Genomic DNA, 20,698 nt, shown 5'->3' with positions numbered 1-20,698 from the left:
AAGCGGCGAGCCGGGCGTGATCAAGTGATGTCTGGAGTCAGGACGCGGGAGGGGCGCGGGGCTGGAACGCCGTGCCGGCCGATTTCAGATGGACGAACTCGGCATCGGTGGTGAGCTGAAGCAGCTCGATCGCCTGCGGCAGCAGGAGCACAGGCGGCGTCGCGGATACGACGGTGCCCGCCATCGCGACGACGGCGCAGATCGCGCAATTGTCCTCGCCCGGCTGCTCCCGGTCAGGGCCGGCGGGCGATTGCTTCTGGACCGCGGCGCGGTCACTCGAAGCGATACTCTTGCCGTTGTCGGTCTGCTGAAGCGAGGACAGGGCGAGGGGGGTGGCCTGGGCGAACCAATGGCTGTGGCCGAACGTCAACGCGAACTGCACCAGCATCGCGAACAACGCGAGCCGGGCGCCGTGCCTGATATTCGACCGGAACCACTTCATCTGGAAAAGCCACCCCACATCGCGAGGATCAATTCCCCTGATCTCGTGATGTTATAATGTAACATCGCAGCATCGATCAGCGGATGTCAACAGCGAGCGGACCAACGCGCGCAGGCAGCCGAACCGATGTGTCGTTCGGGCAACTAGAGCGCGATGGGTTGAAGTTGAATCGAGTTGGGCCAACAGCGGGCTCTGTCCGTTCCCTCCCCCCTTGCGGGGGAGGGGCAGGGAGAGGGGTGCCGCACGGGGACTCTTTCCGTCGCGCAATCATACGCGATGCATCGCTAACAATCGGCACCTTTTGCTGGGCCACCCCTCTCCCTAGCCCTCCCCCGCAAGGGGGGAGGGAACGCACCGCCGTCGCGGTGCTAGGCGAGTCTCATCTCGCTTCGGGAGTTCAGCGCCCTTCGCGGACCCAGGTCGCGGCAAACGCGCCGAGCAGCAGCAGCAGGCCGATCAGGCCGGCGAAGATCGGTAGCACCCCGACGCCCTTCACGACGCTGGCGTCGCGCATCCGCACGCCCATCCAGCCATCGCCAGCGAAGACGCTCGCCGAACGCACCGGCACGATACGCGGCAGCTCGACGCTGGTGCCGTCGACCACGCGCACGGCATTGCCGCCGGTCGCCTGCGTCAGCGGCTTCAGGGTTTCGGTCGTCGAGGTGACTTCCGAAAACTCCTTCGGATTGGTCGGACCGACATTGATCAGCGCCTTCAGCGTGCCGTCGGTCGCCTGCCACAGGCCGAGCTCGCTGGCCGGCAGGCTGGCGCGCCACTCGCCGGGATCGGCAGGCGCGAGCGTCAGGTCCTGCGACACGCCCGACGGCGAGGTCACGCTGACCGGCTGGACGCTGTCCGACATGGTCTGGCGTACCACGACGAGGTCCTTGCCCTGCACCTGGAGGCGCAGTGCCTCTTCATCGAGGTCAGGCTGCTTCATCAGCCAGTGCGACATCCGCCGCAAGAGATCGAGATGCGGGCCGCCGCCTTCATAGCCGCGCGCCCACAGCCAGATATGGTCGGAGAGCAAGAGCGCGACGCGGCCCTCGCCGAAGCGCGAGAGGAACAGGAGCGGCTTGCCGTCGACGCCCGTCATCACCGGCGGGTTGACCGCATTGCGGGTGTCGACGGTGCGGAAGAACCGGCTCCAGCGCGGCGGTTCGCTCGCGGAGCCTTCGAGGCCGCGCGTGACCGGATGGCGTTTGCCGATCTCCGACAGATGCGCATAGAACGGCTTTTCGGTCACGCCGACGGGTTCTGCCGGCAGCACCGAATCCAGCGGCGTGCGCCAGATGCTGGTGTTGGAAGCATAGTCCGGGCCGGCCGAGACCAGCACCGCGCCGCCCGCGCGGACATAGCGCGCGATGTTGTCGAAATAGGCGATCGGCAGCACGCCCTGGCGGGCATAGCGGTCGAAGATGATCAGCTGGAATTCGTTGATCTTCTGCTGGAACAGCTCGCGGGTCGGAAACGCGATCAGCGACAGCTCGTTGATCGGCGTGCCGTCCTGCTTCTCCGGCGGACGCAGAATGGTGAAGTGCACGAGGTCGACGCTGGCGTCGGACTTCAGCAGGTTGCGCCAGGTGCGCTCGCCGGAATGCGGCTCGCCCGAGACCAGCAGCACGCGCAGCTTGTCGCGCACGCCGTCGATGGCGACGACGGCGCGGTTGTTCACCGGCGTCAGCTCTTTCTCGAGCGGCGAGGCCTCGATCTCGACGATGTTCGGCCCGGCATGCTTGATGTCGACGTCGACGCTTGCGCTCTGGCCGCTTCCCAGCGTGCGCTCGCCCAGGACCTCGCCGTCCCTGCGGATCGTGACCTTGGCGCGCTCGCCGGTGACGCCCTGGTCGTCGAGGCGATAGGTGATGGTCTGGGTCTGCCCGACGATGCCGAAGCGCGGCGCCGCCGTGATCGCGATGCGGCGGTCGCGCTCGTCCTTCTGCCCGGTGATCAGTGCGTGCACCGGCGCCTGGAAGCCGAGCCCGGCGGTGTTGGCCGGGATGTCGTGGACCCGGCCGTCGGTGATCAGGAACGCGCCGGCGACACGGTCGACCGGCACGTCCGACAGCGCGGTGGCCAGCGCTCCGAACAGTTTTGTGCCGTCGGTCTCGCCATCGGCCTGTCCGGCGTCGACGACGCGGACCTCGAGGCCCTTGATCTTCTTCAGGCTGTCGACCAGCGCTTCCTGCGCTTGCGCGGCCTCGCGATTGCGGTTGCCGAAATTCTGGCTCGGGCTCTTGTCGACCACGATGGCGGCGACCGAGGTGAGCGGATCGCGGTCCTCGCGGGTGAAGGAGGGATTGGCGAGCGCCAGCAGGAACAGCGCCAGCGCGGCCACGCGCACGGCTGCACCGCGCGCACGCGCCACCAGCAGCACGAGCGCAACGACCACGATCGCGGCGAGCGCGAGCCACAGGACGATCGTGGGAACAAGCGGCGTGAACGCAATGCCGTAATTCATGTCGATCCTATTGCCCCAGCCGTTCGATCAGGGCCGGTGCGTGCACCTGGTCGGCCTTGTAGTTGCCGGTCAGGGTGTACATCACGATGTTGGCGCCGGCGCGGTAGGCGAATTCGCGCTGGCGGGCGTCGCCGCCGGACATCGGCAGCATGAACTGACCGTCGAGCCGCTGCGCCCAGGCGCCGGCCAGATCGTTCGAGGTGATGATGATGGGCGAGACGCCGTCGCCGCCGCGGGCCGGCCGCTGCGCGCTGTCGTCGTCCTCATCGCGCGGCAAGGCCTCGACCCAGGTCTGGCCGGTGCTGAAACGGCCCGGGAAGTCGCGCAGCAGATAAAAAGTCTTGGTCAGCACGTGCTCGCGCGGCACCGGTTCGAGCTCAGGCACGTCGAGCGACGACAGGATCTCGCGCAGCGTCTGCATGCCCGGGGTCTGTGCGGCGCCGTTCTCGCCGGGCGGCGCTTCGATCGCGTCGCGGGTGTCGAACAGAACGGTGCCGCCCTGCTTCATGTAGGCGTCGATCTTGTTGATGGCATCCTGCGGCGGCTTGGGCGCGCCCGGCACGATCGGCCAGTAGATCAGCGGGAAGAAGGCGAGCTCGTCGCGTCCGGGATCGATGCCGACGGGATCGCCGGCTTCCAGCGCGGTGCGCTGCGCAAGGAATTGCGTCAGACCGGACATGCCGGCCTTGACGATGGAATCGACGTCGGCATTGCCGGTGACGACATAGGCGAGGCGGGTTTGCGACACCGCCTTCATGGCGAACTCGTCGGACGCGCCATCGGCGCGCGACGGCGCGGGCGCAAGCGACACCAGGCCTGCAAGCGCCAGCCCGACGACGATCATGGCTGTCGCGGCGCGCCGGCGCAGCAGCGCGGCGATCCCGCCGCCGAGCACCGCGACGATGATGGCGTCGATCAGGAACAGTGCGAGCGCCGTCGACAGCAGCCAGCCGCGCAGGTCGCGCGGCTCGGCATTGGTGTAGGTCGCGTGCCGGGCGCGCAGGCCTGCGGTGTTCAGCGCGGCGATGCGGTCGGAAGCGGCGAGCGTGTTCACGGCGAGCGGTCCTTCTGCCGGACCATAGAAGCCGGGCGGATGATCAGGCGTAGCGCGGTCGCGATAATCCGCAGGCAGCGGCTTTGCGGTGGCCGGTGGCGGGCCGAACGCGCCGAAGCCGTCGAGGATGTGCAGCGGCGCCACCGTCTCGGTGCTCGCCTCGGCCGCGACCCCGGGCCCGGGCTTGGCGGTGTAGCCGGACATGTCGACGACCCGGCGCAGCATTTCGACGAAGGTGCCCGACATCGGCAGGTCAGACCAGCGCATGTCAGCGCTGACGTGGAACAGGCTGACCAGGCCCTTGCCGCGATGCTCGCCGGTGACGAGCGGCGTGCCGTCTTCCAGCGAGGCCCAGCTCTTGGTGGCGAGCACCGCGTCGGGCTCGGCCAGGACCTGGCGGTTCACGGTGACGTCCTTGGGGACGGCGACGCCGGCAAATGGGCCGTTCGCCGCGAAGGCGGCGAGATGCTGCGGCTTCTCCCAGGTCAGGCTGCCGCCGAGCGTGCGGCCGCCCTTGCGCAGCTTGACCGGCACGAGATCGTCCTCGGCCTGCGCGAGCCTTGGACCGGCGAAGCGCACCAGCACGCCGCCCTGGTCGATCCAGGCGTTGAGGCGCTCGCGGATTTCAGGAGCGACGGTGCCGACATCGGCGAGGATGATCATCGGCAGCTTCTGGTCGAGGAATTGGGTGATGCCCTGCTGCGGCGAGCCCCGGTCGGCGAGCCGCACGTCGGCGAACGGCGCCAGCGCACGGGTCAGGTAGAAGGTCGGCGCCAGCAGCGGCTGCGCGGTCTCGCTGGTCGTGCCGGTGACGATGCCGATGGCGCGGCGGCGCCACCGCTTGTCGAGCAGCTGCACCGCGCCGGCCGAACGCTCGCCCGATATATCGAGCCGCGTGATGTCGTTGCGCAGCTCGACCGGCAGGTCGAACGAGGCTTCGGTTTCCTTGTCCTGCGGGCCGAACGAATAACGCGCTTCGCCGATCGGTGAGGACTTCTGGTCCAGCGCGCGCACGGTGCCGACGGCGATGCCGCTGTCGGTGCGCAGCACCTTCACCGTCATCTTGGCGGCGGCGTTCTCGGCGGCGACGAGCGCCAGCGGGGAGGACGTGCCGCCCTCGAACACCGTCAAGCTGCGATCTCCGATGGTCTTGCCCAGGCCCTGCACGAAATCCTCGCCACGGCCGGTATCGACGCCATCTGACAGCCAGGCGATCTCGCAGTCGCCGGTGGCCTTCAGGAAGCGGTCGATGGCGGTCAGGGTTTCAACGCGATCGATCGAGTAGGGCTTTGGCGCGAGCTGGCGCAGTGCGACGCGCGCCGCACCCGCCGGCATCAGGGTGATGTCGCGGTTCGGCTCGGACAGCGGCACCAGCGCGATTGCGCGGCGGTCGTTGTCGGCATTGGCGATCAGCTCGTCGGCGGCCCTGACCCTGACATCCCAGTGCGATGCGGCGCTCCAGCCGTCGTCGAACATGATCATCAGCGGCGCCTTGCTGCCGGCGGCGCCTGTTTGCGGATTCCAGATCGGGCCGGCGGCGGCGAAAATGACGAGCGCCGCAGCCAGGAGCCGCAGCGCGGTCAGCCACCACGGCGTCCGCGAGGGCGTCTCTTCGCGAGGTGCGATGTCGAACAGCAGGCGCGTCGGCGGAAACTCGATGCGGCGCGGCCGCGGCGGCATCACGCGCAGCAGCCACCACAGCACGGGCAGGCTGACGAGGCCGATCAGGAGCAGCGGTTCGGTGAAGGCGAGCGGCAATCCCATCATGCGGCCGGCCCCACCTTGATCGTCGTGGTGCGGGTGCCCGATTTGCTCACCTGCATGCCGGCATGCAGGAACAGCAAGAGCTCGGCGGCGGAGCGGTCGGTCGCATGGGTCGTGAACAGCCAGTTGAGTCTGCTGGTCTCGGCGCGGATCTGGTCGCGGTGCAGCGCGAGCCGCGCGGTGTAGTCCTGCGCCCAGCTCTCGGCGCGGCCCGCCGTGATCACGCCGAAGCCCTCGGGCTCGACGAACTCGACGCGGCCGGAATAAGGGAACGACTCTTCGGCGGGATCGACCACCTGCACCATCGTGCCATGCGCGCCGGAGCCGGACAGGCCCGCGAGCGTGGATTTGATCTCCGCGATCGGCGACCAGAAATCCGACAGCACGATGATCTCGGCGAGCGCGGAAGGCACGAAGGACGGCGGCAGGCTCAGCCGGTCGGCATCGTCATGCAGCATCGCCTGCGCCATCTTGTCGATGACGCTGCGGCTCGCGGTCGGCGCCATCAGTCCGGGAATGCCGACGCGTTCGCCGCCCGAGACCAGCAGCTCGGCCAGCGCGAAGGCGACGATCAGCGTCCGCTCGAGCTTGGATTCGCGCGCGGTCTTGGAGGCGAACGCCATCGAGGGCGAGCGATCGGGCCAGATCCAGACCGTGTGCGAGGCTTCCCATTCAAGCTCGCGCACATAGAGATGGTCGTCGCGCGCCGAGCGGCGCCAGTCGACGTTCTGCGCCGGCTCGCCGGAGACGAAGCGGCGGTATTGCCAGAAATTTTCACCGGAACCGGCGCGGCGCCTTCCGTGCAGGCCGTGGATGACGTTGGCGGCGATACGGCGGGCTTCGAGCACCAGGCGCGGCAGCGAAGCGGCGAGCGTACGGCTTTCGCCATCGGCACGTCGGATCGCGATGATCTCCTTCGCTGTGTGCCCGTTGTCTGCGGCCATCAACCGATCCGAGCCTTCAATTGTTTGATCACGTCCGGAATCGTGCGGCCTTCGGCGCGCGCCTGGAACGTCAGCGCCATGCGGTGCTTCAATATGGGCTCGGCGAGGTCGAGCACGTCGTCGATCGAGGGCGCCAGGCGTCCGTCGATCAGCGCGCGTGCGCGCACGGCGAGCATCAAGGATTGGCTGGCGCGCGGGCCGGGACCCCAGGCGATGAACTTGCCGGTCTCGCCGCTCTCCTCGCCCGGACGGGCCGAGCGGACCAGCGACAGGATCGCCTCCACCACGGAATCGCCGACCGGCAGACGGCGGATCAGCCGCTGCGCAGTGATCAGCGCATCTGCGTTCATCGATCCCTTCGCCAGCGTCTCCTCGGCACCCGTGGTCTCGAACAGGATGCGGCGCTCGGCGTCGCGATCGGGATAGTCGACGTCGATCTCCATCAGGAAGCGGTCGAGCTGGGCTTCCGGCAGCGGATAGGTGCCTTCCTGCTCGAGCGGGTTTTGCGTGGCGAGCACGTGGAACGGCTTCGGCAGGTCGTGACGCGCGCCGGCGACGGTGATGTGCTGCTCCTGCATCGCCTGGAGCAGCGCCGACTGCGTGCGCGGGCTGGCGCGGTTGATCTCGTCGGCCATCAGCAGCTGCGCGAACACGGGACCGGAGATGAAGCGGAAGGAGCGCTTGCCGGCGGTGCTCTCGTCGAGCACTTCGGCGCCGAGAATGTCCGACGGCATCAAATCGGGCGTGAATTGGATGCGCTTGGCGTCGAGGCCCAGCGTGATGCCGAGCGTCTCGACCAGCTTGGTCTTGGCGAGGCCGGGCACGCCGATCAGCAGCGCATGACCGCCGGAGAGGATGGTGACGAGCGTGTTCTCGATCACCCGATCCTGGCCGAAGATGACGGACGCGATTGCGTCTTTCGCCGCGCGAATCTGGCTCGACACCTGCTCGGCCGAACGGACGATTCCGTCTTCCAGTTTCTCGACACTTTCCGCCATCCGTCAGCTCCTTAAAGTCCGCCACGCGGCCTGCTTGCGTCGTCAGATCATCACAAGTCGCACATGGGCCCTATGCTAGACTTGCAGGAAGGCCATGTATTCGTTGAATTAACCTATCCCCACCTTATCGGCTTAGGGATATGTAGGGCATCACGAAGTGGCGACCTCCACACCGGGTTAATCCGGTGTGGAACCGCGCACCCGGGTACAACGTAAAACCTGCACCAATCGTGCCAACAGACAAAGTCAGGGCAAACCATGGCGAACCAAGGGCAGAGCGCCGATCGAGGTCTTGAGGGGCTGACTGCCGCCGCCAAAAGTGCCGCCGATGCCGAAGGCGCCAAGAAGGGCCTGCCGCCGGTGCATCTGTGGAATCCGCCGTTTTGCGGCGATCTCGACATCCGAATCGCTTCTGACGGTACTTGGTTCTACATGGGCACGCCGATCGGACGACACGCCCTGGTCCGCCTGTTCTCGACCATCCTGAAGCGCGAGGGCGGCAAGCATTTCCTCGTCACGCCCGTGGAGAAGGTCGGCATCCGCGTCGACGACGCGCCGTTCATGGCGGTCGAGATGCAGCAGGACGGCGAGGACAACCATCGCGTGCTCCGCTTCCGCACCAATGTCGACGACTGGGTCACCTGCGATGCCGCGCACCGGCTGCGCTTCGAGCAGGCCAGGGAGGGCGGGCTGACACCATACCTGCATGTCCGCGCCGATCTCTGGGCCAAGGTTACCCGCGCGCTCTACTACGATCTGGTTGACATGGGTGAGGAGCGGATGGTCGATGGCCAGCCGATGTTCGGCGTCGAGTCGGCCGGCGAATTCTTCGCCATGGCCGACGCGGAGCAGGTGAGGGCCGCACTTTGAACAAGCCTATCCTGAAGAGCGGTCCGGTCGTGATCGGCGCGGCCGATTTCTTCGCCCGATCCCGGGCGAGGCTCGGCTTCGACGTGCCGCCCGGCCTCTACGATCCGAACGTCATCCCCGCCTCGGGCGATCCCGGCACCGACAAGATGCTCGAGATCGTCGCGCGCGAGCAGCCGGTGCGGCCGGCTGCGGTCCTGATCGCCGTGGTCGACCGTCCCGAGCCGACCATCCTGCTGACGCAGCGCTCGGCGCATCTCAACGACCACGCCGGCCAGATCGCTTTCCCCGGCGGCAAGATCGACGCGACCGACGCCTCGCCGCTCGATGCGGCTTTGCGCGAGGCCGAGGAGGAGGTCGGCCTGTCCAGAGACTTCGTCGAGCCGATCGGCTATCTCGATCTCTACGGCACCGCTTTCGGCTTCCGCATCCTGCCGACGGTCGCCAAGGTGCGGCCCGGCTTCGAGCTCGCCATCAACCATTCGGAGGTTGATGATGCCTTCGAGGTGCCGCTATCCTTCCTGATGAACCCGGTGAACCACCAGGTGCACAGCAAGGAATTCCGCGGCATGGAGCGCTTTTACTACGCGATGCCGTTCGCGGAACGCTACATCTGGGGTGCGACGGCCGGAATGTTGCGTGTGCTGTATGAGCGGATCTACTCATCATGATCCGGCCGGTTCTGACCGAGATCGGAATTTTCCTCATCCCCTTTGCCGTCTATGCGCTGTTCCTGGCCGCCACCCGCTCCGGCCTGTTCGCGCGATCGTCCTGGCCGGTCACCGTCGTCGCGCGCCTTGTCCTGGCCGCGCTCGTGCTTGTCATCGCGGGGCTGATCGGCTTCGCGCATTTCTCCGGCGCCGCACCGGACTCGACCTACGTTCCCGCCCATATCGAGAACGGCAGGCTCGTGCCGGGCGTGGAAAAATAGGGGCTGGACCATGAGCGCAGAGCCGTTACTCGCCAATGCGCCCTGGCTGACCTCTGGCGGGACGGCGCGCGTCCTGACGCTGCTCAACGGCAACGGCGAGGAAGCGCGCGTGGTCGGCGGCGCCGTGCGCAATGCGTTGCTCGGTCTCGTGCCCGGCGACATCGACATCGCGACCACGGCGCGGCCCGACGAGGTGATGCGGCGCGCCAAGGCTGCCGGCATCAAGAGCGTGCCGACCGGCATCGACCACGGCACCATCACGCTGGTCATCGACGGCACGCCTTACGAAGTCACGACGCTGCGCGAGGACACCGAGACCTTCGGCCGCAAGGCCAAGGTCGCGTTCGGCCGCGACTGGGTGAAGGACGCCGAGCGCCGCGACTTCACCATGAATGGACTTTCGGCCGATGCGATGGGCGTCGTCTACGACTATGTCGGCGGGATCGCGGATGCGGCCGCGCGACGCGTGCGCTTCATCGGCGATCCCGACCAGCGCATCGCCGAGGATTTCCTGCGCATCCTGCGCTTCTTCCGCATCCACGCCGCCTTCGGGGCCGGCGAGCCCGACCGCGACGGCTATCTCGCCTGCATCCGCGGCCGCGCGGGTCTTGCGAGCCTGTCGGCCGAGCGGGTGCGCATGGAGATGCTGAAGCTGCTGGTCGCTCACGGTGCCTCTGACGCTGCGGTCGCGATGGCGGATGGCGGGTTGCTGCAAGCGCTGAGCGGAGGCGTCGTCTATACCGGGCCGCTGTCGGCCATGATCGCGATCGAGGGCGAGCTTGGCTTGCCGGCAAGCAGCACGCGGCGGCTCGCCGCGCTGACGGTCGCCGTGACCGAAGATGCCAAGCGCGTCGCCACGCGCTTGCGGCTCTCCAATGTAGAAAGCAAGGCGCTGGATTCGATGGGGCATCGCTGGTGGCGCTTCGCCACCAAGGACGAGGCCAATGCGCGACGGTTGCTCTACCGGCTCGGCGCGGAGCGCTATCACGATCGCGTGTTGCTCGGCTGGGCGCGGGCCGGCGGCGACGTCGGATCGTCGCGCTGGCGTGCGCTCGCCGAGCTGCCGCAGCGCTGGATTGCGCCGAAATTTCCGCTTCGCGCCGCCGACTTCATCGCCCGCGGCATGGCGGAAGGACCCGCGCTCGGGCATGTGCTGACGCTTGCCGAGGACGCTTGGCTTGCGGCGGATTTTCCCCTAGAGGAAGCCGCGCTCGCTTCTATCGCCGATCAAGCAGCGGCACGCGTCAGCCGCGATGAGAGAACGTGACCATCGTCTCAGGCTTCGCCGACATCTCGATCCTTCAGCTCCTGCTGGTCGCGTTGATGGCGTTGTTTGCTTCGATCATCGGTGGTCTCGCCGGCTACGGCACCGGCGCGCTGATGCCGCTCGTGCTGGTGCCGCTGGTCGGCGCCGAGCCCGTGGTGCCGATCATCGCGATCTCCGCGATCTTCACCAATTCGAGCCGTGCGCTCGCCTATCTGCGCTATGCCGACCGCCGCCGCGCGCTGATCGTGCTCGCCTGTGCGGCGCTGACGACCGCGCTCGGCGCCTACGGCTACACGCGGCTGACCAATGCGGGCGCCGCGCTCGTGATCGGCTCCATGCTGATCCTCAGCGTGCCGCTGCGCCGCGTGCTCCGCCGCCGCCAGGTCAGGATCGGCGACACCGGCCTTGCGGCCGGCTCGGTCGGCTATGGCGTGCTGGTCGGCGGCACCTCCGGCTCCGGCGTGATCCTGCTCTCGCTGCTGATGGCCGCAGGTCTCGAAGGCGCCGCCGTGATCGCGACCGACGCGATGATCTCGCTCGGCACCGGCCTCATCAAGATCTCGGTGTTCGGGCTGGCCGGCGCCGTCACCGCACAGGTGCTCGCCTTCGCGCTGCTGATCGGCGCGATTGCGATCCCCGGCGCATTCCTCGCAAAGGCTTTTGTCGAACGCATGCCGGTGCATATCCACACGGCGATCCTCGATGTCGCTGTCATCACCGGCGGGCTGGTGATGATCTCGGCGGCGGCAAGGTCGCTGATCGCATAGATGACTCCGGTCCGATTGGCGTTCGCGATGTCCTTTCAAGGACGGACATTCCGTCCCGATGCTTGCACGCCACCAAATGCTAGCCGAAACGGCCGATCCTGACTGCCGAGGGTTGAAAAGATTTCCGCCGATGACGGCCGTCGGCCGGTGGGCCAAGCAGGACGCTTTCTTACAACTGCAATCGGGCATGTCAGGACTGAAATGCTTCAGTAGCACCGTCGAGGCAGGTTTGAGACTTCATATCAACGGAAGCGGGCGCAGGCATGCGCACGCATCGTGGTCTCGACATGCACGGAGGAAGGTGAGGCATGGGACGATCCAACACAGAGTGCCAATGGCCTGAAAAAAAGTCGAGCAATCGGTCCAGGATTCAGATTGCCTTCCGGGAGATCAGTGCTGTTCTTGTTCTCTTTCCTGCTCTCCTGGGTCTTTCTCTCCCTTCCAGTGCATGGGCGCAGAGTGGGACCGAGGCGAAGCCGGACCGCATCAAGGCGAATATCTCGAGAGTCGACAGCGACTTCATTGAAGCCAATACGAAGAGATCCAGGGATTGGCCGACCGTCGGCCTCGACTACGCCGAAACGCGGTTCAGCAAGCTCAATCAGATCAACACTGACAACGTCAGGGATCTCGGGCTCGTCTGGAGTTACAATCTGGAATCATCGCGCGGCATCGAGGCAACGCCCCTCGTCGTCGACGGCATCATGTATCAGTCGGCCCCCTGGAATGTGGTCCATGCCATTGACGTGCGGACCGGAATAAAAATCTGGTCGTTCGATCCGGGTGTTGACCGGTCAAAGACCTATCGCGGGTGCTGCGACGCTGTCAGCCGTGGCCTCGCACTCTACAAGGGCAAGGTCTTCGAAGCCGCCTATGACGGGCGCCTGATCGCGCTCGATGCAGCGACCGGGGCCAAGATCTGGGAAACGGACACGCTGATCGATCACGATCATTCCTACACGATCACCGGCGCGCCGCGCGTCTTCAACGGCAAGGTCGTGATCGGCCAGAGCGGTGCCGAATATGGTGTGCGCGGCTACGTCACGGCCTACGACAGCGAGACCGGTCATCAGCTCTGGCGCTGGTTCACCGTGCCCGGCGATCCATCGAAGCCATTTGAAGACGCCTCGATGGAAGCCGCGGCGAAGACCTGGGATCCCTCAGGGAAGTATTGGATCAACGGCGGCGGTGGCGCGCCATGGGACTCGATCACGTTCGATCCCGATCTGAACATGGTCTATGTCGGCACTGGCAACGGCGGCCCTTGGAATCGCAAGCTTCGCAGTCCGTCGGGTGGCGACAATCTCTATCTGGGCTCGATCGTCGCGCTCAACGCCGACACGGGCCGGTATATCTGGCACTATCAGGAGACGCCCGGCGACAATTGGGACTATACATCGACCCAGCCGATGATCCTGGCCGACATCAAGATCGACGTTGTGCCGCGCAAGGTGATCCTGCACGCGCCGAAAAACGGCTTCTTCTTCGTCATCGATCGCACCAACGGCAAGTTCATCTCGGCGAAGAATTTTGTCGATGTGAATTGGGCGACGGGATACGACGCCAACGGACGGCCGATTGAGCTGCCGGCGGCGCGCGACGCAGATCAATACGAGTCGATTCCGGGACCGGACGGGGCTCACAATTGGCAGCCGATGTCGTTCAATCCGCTGACCGGCCTCGTCTACCTTCCGGCGCAGCACATCCCGGTCAATCTGTCGCCGGAAAAGTCGTTCGCGCAGAATGCTGCTGCGCCGGGCAAGCTCGGCGGCTTGCTGGGCGGGAATATCGGTTTCGTTTTCAACCCTCCGAAGTCGGCCCCATTCGGACGTCTGCTCGCCTGGGATCCGGTGCATCAAAAGGAAGTCTGGCGCGTCGAGCACGTGTCGCCGTGGAACGGCGGGACGCTGACCACCGCCGGCAACCTGGTTTTCCAGGGGACGGCGGATGGCCGCTTCGTCGCTTATGATGCAGCAAACGGAACCAAGCTGTGGGAAATGCCGACCGGCACCGGCGCGGTGGCGGCCGCCGCAACCTACATGGTCGACGACAGGCAATACATCTCGATTGCTGTCGGCTGGGGCGGATCCTACGGCCTGACGCACCGCGCGACCGAGTACCAGAACCCGGGAACAATCTACACATACGCACTCGGCGGCACGGCGAAGCTGCCAGCGTTCGTCAAATATCAGACCGAAGGTCTGCTGCAGGGCGTGAAGTATGATCCGAAGGACATCAGGGAAGGCGGCGAGATCTATGTCGCGGCAGCCTGCGTCGCCTGCCACGGCGTGCCTGGCGTCGGCCGCGGCGGCAACATCATCAATCTCGGCTACGCCAGCGCCGAAGAGATCACCAATCTGAGGCATATCCTCTTCCACGGTCCATTCCGCGACCAGGGCATGCCGGATTTCAGCGGCAAGTTGACGGAAGGGGACGTCGGGAAACTCCAGGCCTTCATACAGGGAACTGTTGACGCCATCAGACCGAAGAGCAGGTGATGAGTCAGCAGGCGCTGCGGCGGCGAGCGGCCCGTTCGACCGTGGCCGCTCATCACGCGCCTTTGTCGATCTTCACCCAGAGCGCACTGCCGAGCGTCGATGAGTTCCTGGCCGCGTAGGCCCATGCCGGCAAGCGCAATGGTGCAAGCGCAAGTGCGATCACGGCCTGCCCAATCCGCTGCGCTTTGCTTCGCGGCAGGCCGCGCACGAACTCACTGACGCTGCCCGGTTTCTCTGCACTGCGCAAAAAGCTGTCCACGATGTCTTCCCTGAGAAACTTCAGGAGATTGAATGGTTCCCGCTCGCAAATGCTCAATTGCAGGCCGTGTCGTCGACATACCGCGTCAAACGCGTCCTTCGTCCAGCGGCCAATGTGGTTCGGCGGCATGTCGATGAGCGATCCGTGGCCCTCCATGTAGTGCGTTCGGATATCATTCGGCACGGCGATGAAGACAGAGCCTTGCGCCTTGAGAAGGTATTTCAATCGCGCGAAGACGTCATCCACCCGGTCCATGTGCTCGAACACCTGAAACATGAAGATGATGTCGAAGGCCTCCTTCATCGGAGTGAAGCCATCCTCCCGAAGGTCGACCGAAAAGGTCTTGTAGCCTTTCGATCGCAAGGCCTGTTGCGCTGCTTCGTTGTAATCGACCGCGTAAATATCGGACGCGCGAAAGAGTTTGTCCTTGATGTGATCGAGAAAATAGCCAAACCCGGCCCCGACATCGATCGCCGTTTTTCCGGCAGTGCCGAGGCCGCTCAGCTCCTCGATCGTCCTCTCATACTCCCATTTCATGGTTGGATAGGAAGGGTGCGGCGCGGCCAGGTTATAAAACTCGGCGCCGCCCGCGACGAACGGATCTGCAAATCCGAATCCGCAATCCGCGCATTTGCGGATATCGCAGGTGTCGCGGCCCCAGAGCAGCGACAGGTGGCTTATTAACTTTCGAGAGCGATCCGGATACTGGCGCGGACTGACGAAGGATCGAGAGGCCTGATCTGCGGTCACTTCAAACAGTTTGGCAGTTGATCCACTGCCGCATGCTGGACAGGTGCTCATCTCTCCCGACCTCATTCAGGCCTTTCGGTGGAAAGTGGTTGCGACCAATTGTCTCGTCATCATTCAAATGAAGGTTGGCGGAGCGCGAGGTCCGGGGCAGTGGACAGCACAGGCGAGGCAGGCCGCTCGCGGCGCGAAGGCGCCTTCGGCTGCGCCGATTTCCTACTGCCAGAATCTGTCACTGGCCTGCGCTAGGTCTTCTTTCAGGGCATTTTTACTGAAAGGAAGACGATGAAAACCCAGAGCAACGGCCAGGCGCTGCAGATCGCCAAGACCTACATCGAGGCCATCGCCAGCAGGAGCGTGGATACGATTACTTCCGTGTCGGCGGACGACGTTGTTTGCACGTCGCCACGCGGGCGGATCGCCGGCATGCAGAAGTTTCGCGAATTCCACGAGGGTTTCGCCCGCATGATCCAGAAGGTCACGGTTCTCGCCGTCTACGGCGACGATGATCAGGCTGTCGTCGTTTACAGCGCGGACACCCATCCGGTTGCCAACGCCGTCGTCGCGGAACTCCTCAAGGTGAAGAACGGCAAGATCGCGTCGACCGAAGTGATCTACGACGCGACTCCGTTCGCCGCCTACACGGCGACCGTCCAACCGCACTAAGGCACGATCGACCATGAAACGGATTCAATATTACAGCTACGGCGGCCCTGAAACGATGAAGCTCGAAGCCTTCGAGCTGAAGGCTCCGGGGACCGGCGAAGTCGCGGTCAAGGTCGAGTTCGCCGCCATCAATCCCATCGATTGGAAGGTGCGCAATGGCTATCTCAAAATGGTGACGGGGAAGAAATTTCCGCGTGCCATGGGCAGCGATTTTTCCGGCATCGTGACCGCTGTCGGCGCTGGTGTCACGCGCTTCAAGATTGGCGATCCCGTATTCGGCATGGCGCAGATAAAGCATGGCGGCGCGCTTGGGGAAGCCGTCATCGCTCCCCAAACCTTCGTCGCCAGGAGGCCGGATTCAGTCTCGTTCGAGGACGCGGCTTGCCTGGCTACGCCGGGGGTCACCGCATGGAACGGCCTCGTGGACAAGGCTGCCCTGAAATCCGGCAGCCAGGTGTTCATCAACGGCTGCACCGGCGCTGTCGGCGAGGCCACGGTGCAGCTCGCAAAGATGTTCGGGGCGACCGTCGCGGGGACATGCAGTGCGCAGGCGATGCAGCGAGCCCGTGACTTGGACGTCCAGCCTCTCTTCGATTATCGGGCCACCGATCTGTCGAAGATCCGTGAACGCTTCGACGTAGTGTATGACACGGCGGGAACGATGGCGGTTGCTGCCGGGGTTGGCCTGCTTCGCGAAGGCGGCGTGTATCTCGATATCAATCCAGCGCCAATCAAGTTCATCCGTGCGATCTTCAACCGGAAACTCAAGCCGATCGTCTGCACCGCGCGGGCTGATATCCTTGACGGCCTTGCCGTCGCTTCGGCGAATGGAAAGCTGCGCTTGCCAGTTGCTGAGACCGTGCGTCTGAACGATGCGATCCCGCTCATCGCGGCGCTTGAAGCCGGGCACATGCTCGCCGGAAAGGCTCTGGTAGCGATGTAAATGCCGTCTGGGCCAGTAAAGCCCCGCCGCCCGTCGCCCGCGACGCCTACTGCCATTTTTTGGCAGGATTCGTGCTAGACTTGGTCTATGTCGAAGAGCCAACGATTATTCGACCTCATGCAGATCTTGCGGCGGCACCGCACCCCGGTGTCGGGCAACGACCTTGCGGCTGAGGCGGGTGTGTCGTTGCGAACGATTTATCGCGACATCGCCGACTTGCAGGGCTTGGGCGCACAAATCGACGGTGAGCCTGGCTTTGGCTATGTCTTGCAACCCGGCTTCCTCCTTCCTCCCCTGATGTTCTCGGAACAGGAAATCCAAGCCTTGGCGCTGGGCGCCCAATGGGTATCTCGCCAGACTGATGATGAGTTCGCGCTGGCGGCGCGTGACGCGCTCGCTAAAATTGGCGCGGTCCTTCCCTCGGAGCTGCAACACAAGCTGGACGACAGTGCCTTTCACGTAGGGCGCAGACCGAAGCAACCCGAAGCCGTCGACCTTCGCGTCGTGCGGCAAGCCATGCGCGACCAACACAAGCTTTCCATTGTGTATCGCGACCCGCAAGGCGCGAAGACCACGCGGATCATCTGGCCAATTGGCGTCGGCTTTTTCGATTCCCGGCGCATCATTGCCGGCTGGTGCGAAATGCGAAAGGACTTCCGCTCATTCCGGGCGGATCGGATAGAAAAGATCAAGCTCAGGACGGAACGCTATCCCGGTCGCCGTCGCGATCTCGTCAAGCAATGGCGGGCTCAAGTCGACGCGGAACGTCGCAAGACTCTCGGCTGATCTCACCACCGGGTCCGACGCCATGCCGACGAGCTATCACCTGCTGGTGCGCTTCACCATCGCCGGCGTGAGGGCCGCCTGACGCCTTCCGGGGTTAGAGCGGGCGCCGAAAATTACCGCGCCCGCTAGGCTCGAACCTTAATTTGTGACGGGCGCCGCCTTGCGGACCAACACTTCGTTGCCCGCCCGGCTGATTTCAAGCGCACGTGGCTGCTGGGACGTTGAGAGAACAACGCTTTGGCCTGGCGCAAGAACAGAGACTACGCGGATTGGCGTTCCCGTCTCGCCCTGAGCAAGGGTCGTCACGACATGGAACCCATCGCGCTCAACGGTGTAATAGGCGACGCCGGACACCCCGCCGAGATCGATGCTCTTTGCCTGAATTGGCCTGAGGCTATCTGCATGAGCGGTTCCAAAAGCGGCTAAGGCTAGTGTGGCGGCTAAAAGGCTACTGCGGATTGACATGTTGATCTCCTTTAGCTGGGCGGTGGGCCACGCCCTCCGTTCCCTTGCCACATAAGATGGGCGGCCTATGCTCATTGATCAAACAGATTGGATCGATGATGGGTATCGATGCCGTCAATCTAAGCCATCTCGACCTAAACCTACTGGTTCACCTCGATGCCTTGCTTCGCGAACGTAGCGTCACGCGAGCTGCGGGCCGTGTAGGCATTGGTCAGTCGGCGATGAGCCACAACCTCGCCCGCCTGCGTGACCTGTTCGGCGACGAGCTTCTGACGCGAGGGCCCGACGGCTTGCGCCTCACTCCTCGTGCAGTGATGCTGGTAGAGCCGGTGCGGGCTACGCTGTCTCAAATCCAAACGATTGTCTCACGCGACGACGCATTCGATCCAGCGACGGCAGAGCGGACCTTCAGGTTCGGACTCCCAGACAGCATGGAAATCCTGGTCCTTCCCGCTCTCCTCGCACGCCTGCGCGAGGTCGCGCCTGGCGTCCATCTGCGGCTCTACAACATCGACTCGTCGAGACTTCTGGATGATCTCGATGCCGACGAACTGGACCTCGCTATTGGCTATGACGTCTTTCCTCAGGGCCAGATCCACCACAAGCGGCGTCTGCTGTTCAATGAGAGCTATCTGTGCATGTTCAACAAGGAGATAACGGGCATCACCGACGCCCAAATCTCGCTCGAAGATTATGTGCGGTTACCTCATGTTCTCACGAGCCTGCGGCCGGGCCGGACTGTGCGCGGCGTGGTAGACGACGCCCTTGAGAAACTTGGATTGCGGCGGACGGTTGTCCTGACCACGCCTCGCTTCCTCACTGTCCCTGCCTTGGTGGCACGCGCACCTGTCGTCGTGACAATGCACGCGCGGCTCGCTCGGTTGTTCGCCACAGAACTCAAGCTTAGCCTGAGCCAGCCTCCGGTGGATTTGCAGGACGTAGCTGTTTCACTGCTCTGGCACGCTTCCTACGATCACGATCCATCTCATGCGTGGCTGCGTCAGATCTTGGTGGAATTGGTCTCCGAGCTTTGAGCTGGCCGCTACCCGGCGTGGAGCGGTGCCGACTCCACAGGCCGCATGTCGCCTTTTAGCCCCTTAGCAGACGTTCCAGCGCCCTGGGTCGATGCCGGCTTGTGACCCAAAGCAGAAATCGCCGTTGAAACCAATCATTGCCCGTAATCCATCGGCACCTCACGCTCATGTGTCCCCGGCGAGGCCACCAATTCTATTGAATTACGATCGTAATTTAATATTGTGACCGTAATGGCATCGAGCTGAGCCGCTGTTGGGCGGCGGCCGGGTGCCGCCAAACAGCTCCTAGCGAGGATTTCATGGACGACACGACCACGGCCTCACGCCACGTCGCATCGCGACAAACCACAGATGTCGACTCGCTTGGGCTCGCAACCGCTGCAGCAGCGATTCGCAACGGCGACATCACCTCGGAGGCCTACACCGCGGCGCTCTTACAGCGCGCCCGAGCGCTTGCCGAGCTGAACGCCTTCATCACTATCGACGAGGCCGGGGTGCTCGCGGCCGCGAGGGCCGCAGACAAATCGCGTGCGGCCGGATCGGCGGCCCCGCTCCTTGGCGTGCCGCTTGGGGTGAAGGACAGTTATTTGACGAAAGGGCTACCTACCAGCCTGGGCGTCGAAGGCCTCGCTCACTTCGTGCCGCGCGAAGATGCCGACGCTGTCCGGGCCATTAAGGGGGCAGGCGCCTTGGTCTTCGGCAAGAACAACCTCGTCGAGATGTCATACGGCTTGACTGGTCACAACGCACGTTATGGCCAGGTGAAGAATCCGCACGCACGAGATCGCGTGTCGGGCGGCTCCTCGAGCGGCTCCGCCGCATCCGTGGCCGCCGGCATCGTTCCCGCGTCCTTGGGCGGTGACACCGTTGGGTCCATCCGGGTACCCGCATCGTTCTGTGGGGTCGTGGGCTTCAAGCCAACCACTGGACGTTGGCCACGCGACGGCGTTGCGCCGATCTCCCATACGCTCGATACGACGGGCGTGTTCGCCCGAAACGTCGAGGACTGCATTTTGGTGGATCAGGTCGTGACCGGTGAACAAGCTGCGGAGTTCTCCAACGGCGGCTACGACCTGAAGGGAGTCCGGCTGGCCTTCGCGCCGCGACAGTTCCTGGATCTGGTGGACTCGGAAGTCGAGACCCGCTTCCGCGAGGTGGTTCGGCGCTTGCAGGACGCCGGCGCCGAGATCGTTGAAGTAGATCTTGGCGACGATTTCAATTCCCTCGTCCAAACCGCAACATGGGGCATCTTCGCTCATGAGACGATGGGCGAAATTTCGGAATTTCTTCGCCGCCATGACATTCCGACCACGTTCGAGGCCATTTATGAGGGCCTTAAGCCCCAACTTCGGCAGGCGTGGGGGCACATCGTGCTGCCGGGTGGCGCAGGTGCTACCTCGGCAGAGGCCTATCAGACTGCGCTCGACGTGAGCCGGCCGGAAATCCAGCGCCGACTCAACACGGCGTTCGTCTCTCATGGGGCGCTGGTCATTCTGCAACCGACCACGCCCTGCACGGCGCCTTTGATCGAGGAGCAGGCGACCGTCCATATCGGGGGGCAGGAAGTTAGCTACCTCGCTTTGGCGAACCGCACCGTGTCGGCAAGCAGCGTGGGGTTGCCCGGTGTCAGCCTTCCTGTTGGCTTGTCTCGCGCGGGGCTGCCGATTGGGCTTGAGCTGGATGCCCCCTTAGGGAGCGACCGAGGGCTTCTAAACCTTGCCCGCGGCATCGAGGGCATCTTGGGCGCAGAGTCGAGTGCGATCTAACGTCGTGATCGACCAGCATCCGTTTTCAGTCGGTTTGGC

General features: G+C 64.6%; 18 protein-coding genes. 11 read left to right on the top strand and 7 right to left on the bottom strand.

What is annotated here, in order from left to right; translation table 11 throughout:
- Positions 1-37: 37 nt before the first annotated feature.
- The 5 genes from AB7G19_RS33580 to AB7G19_RS33560 form a co-directional block, all read right to left on the bottom strand.
- Positions 38-442: a DUF2946 domain-containing protein gene (locus tag AB7G19_RS33580; protein WP_085402503.1), complete on the bottom strand. Its 405-nt coding sequence runs from the start codon at positions 440-442 to the stop codon at positions 38-40.
- A gap of 397 nt (positions 443-839) precedes the next feature.
- Positions 840-2,903, bottom strand: a complete 2,064-nt coding sequence (locus tag AB7G19_RS33575; protein WP_085402504.1) for a hypothetical protein — start codon at positions 2,901-2,903, stop codon at positions 840-842.
- Between the two features lie 7 nt (positions 2,904-2,910).
- Complete coding sequence (locus AB7G19_RS33570; protein ID WP_063985165.1) at positions 2,911-5,724, bottom strand: DUF4159 domain-containing protein; 2,814 nt, start codon at positions 5,722-5,724, stop codon at positions 2,911-2,913.
- Entirely contained in the window at positions 5,721-6,665 is a 945-nt protein-coding gene (locus AB7G19_RS33565; protein WP_063985164.1) for a DUF58 domain-containing protein, read from the bottom strand. The genes AB7G19_RS33570 and AB7G19_RS33565 overlap by 4 nt, the downstream gene beginning before the upstream one ends.
- Positions 6,665-7,663: an AAA family ATPase gene (locus AB7G19_RS33560; RefSeq protein WP_071916189.1), complete on the bottom strand. Its 999-nt coding sequence runs from the start codon at positions 7,661-7,663 to the stop codon at positions 6,665-6,667. The genes AB7G19_RS33565 and AB7G19_RS33560 overlap by 1 nt, the downstream gene beginning before the upstream one ends.
- A gap of 258 nt (positions 7,664-7,921) precedes the next feature.
- Between AB7G19_RS33560 and AB7G19_RS33555 the strand changes: the two genes are divergently transcribed.
- The 6 genes from AB7G19_RS33555 to AB7G19_RS33530 all read left to right on the top strand — a co-directional run bounded on the left by AB7G19_RS33555 (position 7,922) and on the right by AB7G19_RS33530 (position 13,993).
- The gene (locus AB7G19_RS33555; RefSeq protein ID WP_085402506.1) at positions 7,922-8,533 is read left to right on the top strand and encodes a DUF1285 domain-containing protein; all 612 of its coding nucleotides are present in this window, start codon (positions 7,922-7,924) and stop codon (positions 8,531-8,533) included.
- Complete coding sequence (locus AB7G19_RS33550; RefSeq protein ID WP_085402507.1) at positions 8,530-9,201, top strand: CoA pyrophosphatase; 672 nt, start codon at positions 8,530-8,532, stop codon at positions 9,199-9,201. The genes AB7G19_RS33555 and AB7G19_RS33550 overlap by 4 nt, the downstream gene beginning before the upstream one ends.
- Positions 9,198-9,461, top strand: a complete 264-nt coding sequence (locus tag AB7G19_RS33545; RefSeq protein WP_014497409.1) for a DUF6111 family protein — start codon at positions 9,198-9,200, stop codon at positions 9,459-9,461. The genes AB7G19_RS33550 and AB7G19_RS33545 overlap by 4 nt, the downstream gene beginning before the upstream one ends.
- A 10-nt stretch (positions 9,462-9,471) precedes the next feature.
- Positions 9,472-10,728, top strand: a complete 1,257-nt coding sequence (locus tag AB7G19_RS33540; RefSeq protein WP_085402508.1) for a CCA tRNA nucleotidyltransferase — start codon at positions 9,472-9,474, stop codon at positions 10,726-10,728.
- Positions 10,725-11,495 (top strand): sulfite exporter TauE/SafE family protein, encoded by a 771-nt coding sequence (locus tag AB7G19_RS33535; RefSeq protein WP_028158256.1) that lies wholly within the window; start codon positions 10,725-10,727, stop codon positions 11,493-11,495. The genes AB7G19_RS33540 and AB7G19_RS33535 overlap by 4 nt, the downstream gene beginning before the upstream one ends.
- A 308-nt stretch (positions 11,496-11,803) precedes the next feature.
- Positions 11,804-13,993, top strand: coding sequence for a PQQ-dependent dehydrogenase, methanol/ethanol family (locus AB7G19_RS33530; protein WP_085402509.1), 2,190 nt, complete (start codon positions 11,804-11,806; stop codon positions 13,991-13,993).
- Positions 13,994-14,045: 52 nt separating this feature from the next.
- On the opposite strand, the gene AB7G19_RS33525 is transcribed toward AB7G19_RS33530, so the two are convergent.
- The gene (locus AB7G19_RS33525) at positions 14,046-15,053 is read right to left on the bottom strand and encodes a class I SAM-dependent methyltransferase (RefSeq protein WP_161495872.1); all 1,008 of its coding nucleotides are present in this window, start codon (positions 15,051-15,053) and stop codon (positions 14,046-14,048) included.
- 231 nt (positions 15,054-15,284) lie between these two features.
- On the opposite strand from AB7G19_RS33525, the gene AB7G19_RS33520 reads away from it, so the two are divergent.
- The 3 genes from AB7G19_RS33520 to AB7G19_RS33510 all read left to right on the top strand — a co-directional run bounded on the left by AB7G19_RS33520 (position 15,285) and on the right by AB7G19_RS33510 (position 17,394).
- Positions 15,285-15,665: a nuclear transport factor 2 family protein gene (locus tag AB7G19_RS33520; RefSeq protein WP_441268736.1), complete on the top strand. Its 381-nt coding sequence runs from the start codon at positions 15,285-15,287 to the stop codon at positions 15,663-15,665.
- Between the two features lie 13 nt (positions 15,666-15,678).
- Positions 15,679-16,608 (top strand): NAD(P)-dependent alcohol dehydrogenase, encoded by a 930-nt coding sequence (locus AB7G19_RS33515; protein WP_085402512.1) that lies wholly within the window; start codon positions 15,679-15,681, stop codon positions 16,606-16,608.
- 87 nt (positions 16,609-16,695) lie between these two features.
- Positions 16,696-17,394, top strand: coding sequence for a helix-turn-helix transcriptional regulator (locus tag AB7G19_RS33510; RefSeq protein ID WP_085402513.1), 699 nt, complete (start codon positions 16,696-16,698; stop codon positions 17,392-17,394).
- Positions 17,395-17,532: 138 nt separating this feature from the next.
- On the opposite strand, the gene AB7G19_RS33505 is transcribed toward AB7G19_RS33510, so the two are convergent.
- Complete coding sequence (locus AB7G19_RS33505) at positions 17,533-17,859, bottom strand: hypothetical protein (protein WP_028158248.1); 327 nt, start codon at positions 17,857-17,859, stop codon at positions 17,533-17,535.
- A 98-nt stretch (positions 17,860-17,957) separates the two neighbouring features.
- Between AB7G19_RS33505 and AB7G19_RS33500 the strand changes: the two genes are divergently transcribed.
- On the top strand, positions 17,958-18,893 hold the full coding sequence (locus tag AB7G19_RS33500; protein ID WP_063986632.1) for a LysR family transcriptional regulator: 936 nt from the start codon (positions 17,958-17,960) through the stop codon (positions 18,891-18,893).
- Between the two features lie 299 nt (positions 18,894-19,192).
- Positions 19,193-20,659, top strand: coding sequence for an amidase family protein (locus tag AB7G19_RS33495; RefSeq protein WP_085402514.1), 1,467 nt, complete (start codon positions 19,193-19,195; stop codon positions 20,657-20,659).
- Positions 20,660-20,698: the final 39 nt, after the last annotated feature.

Origin of the sequence: Bradyrhizobium sp. 215_C5_N1_1, from assembly GCF_052075935.1 — a bacterium.
Classification (GTDB): Bacteria; Pseudomonadota; Alphaproteobacteria; order Rhizobiales; family Xanthobacteraceae; genus Bradyrhizobium; species Bradyrhizobium barranii.
This window is presented reverse-complemented; position numbering and strand designations above follow the sequence as displayed.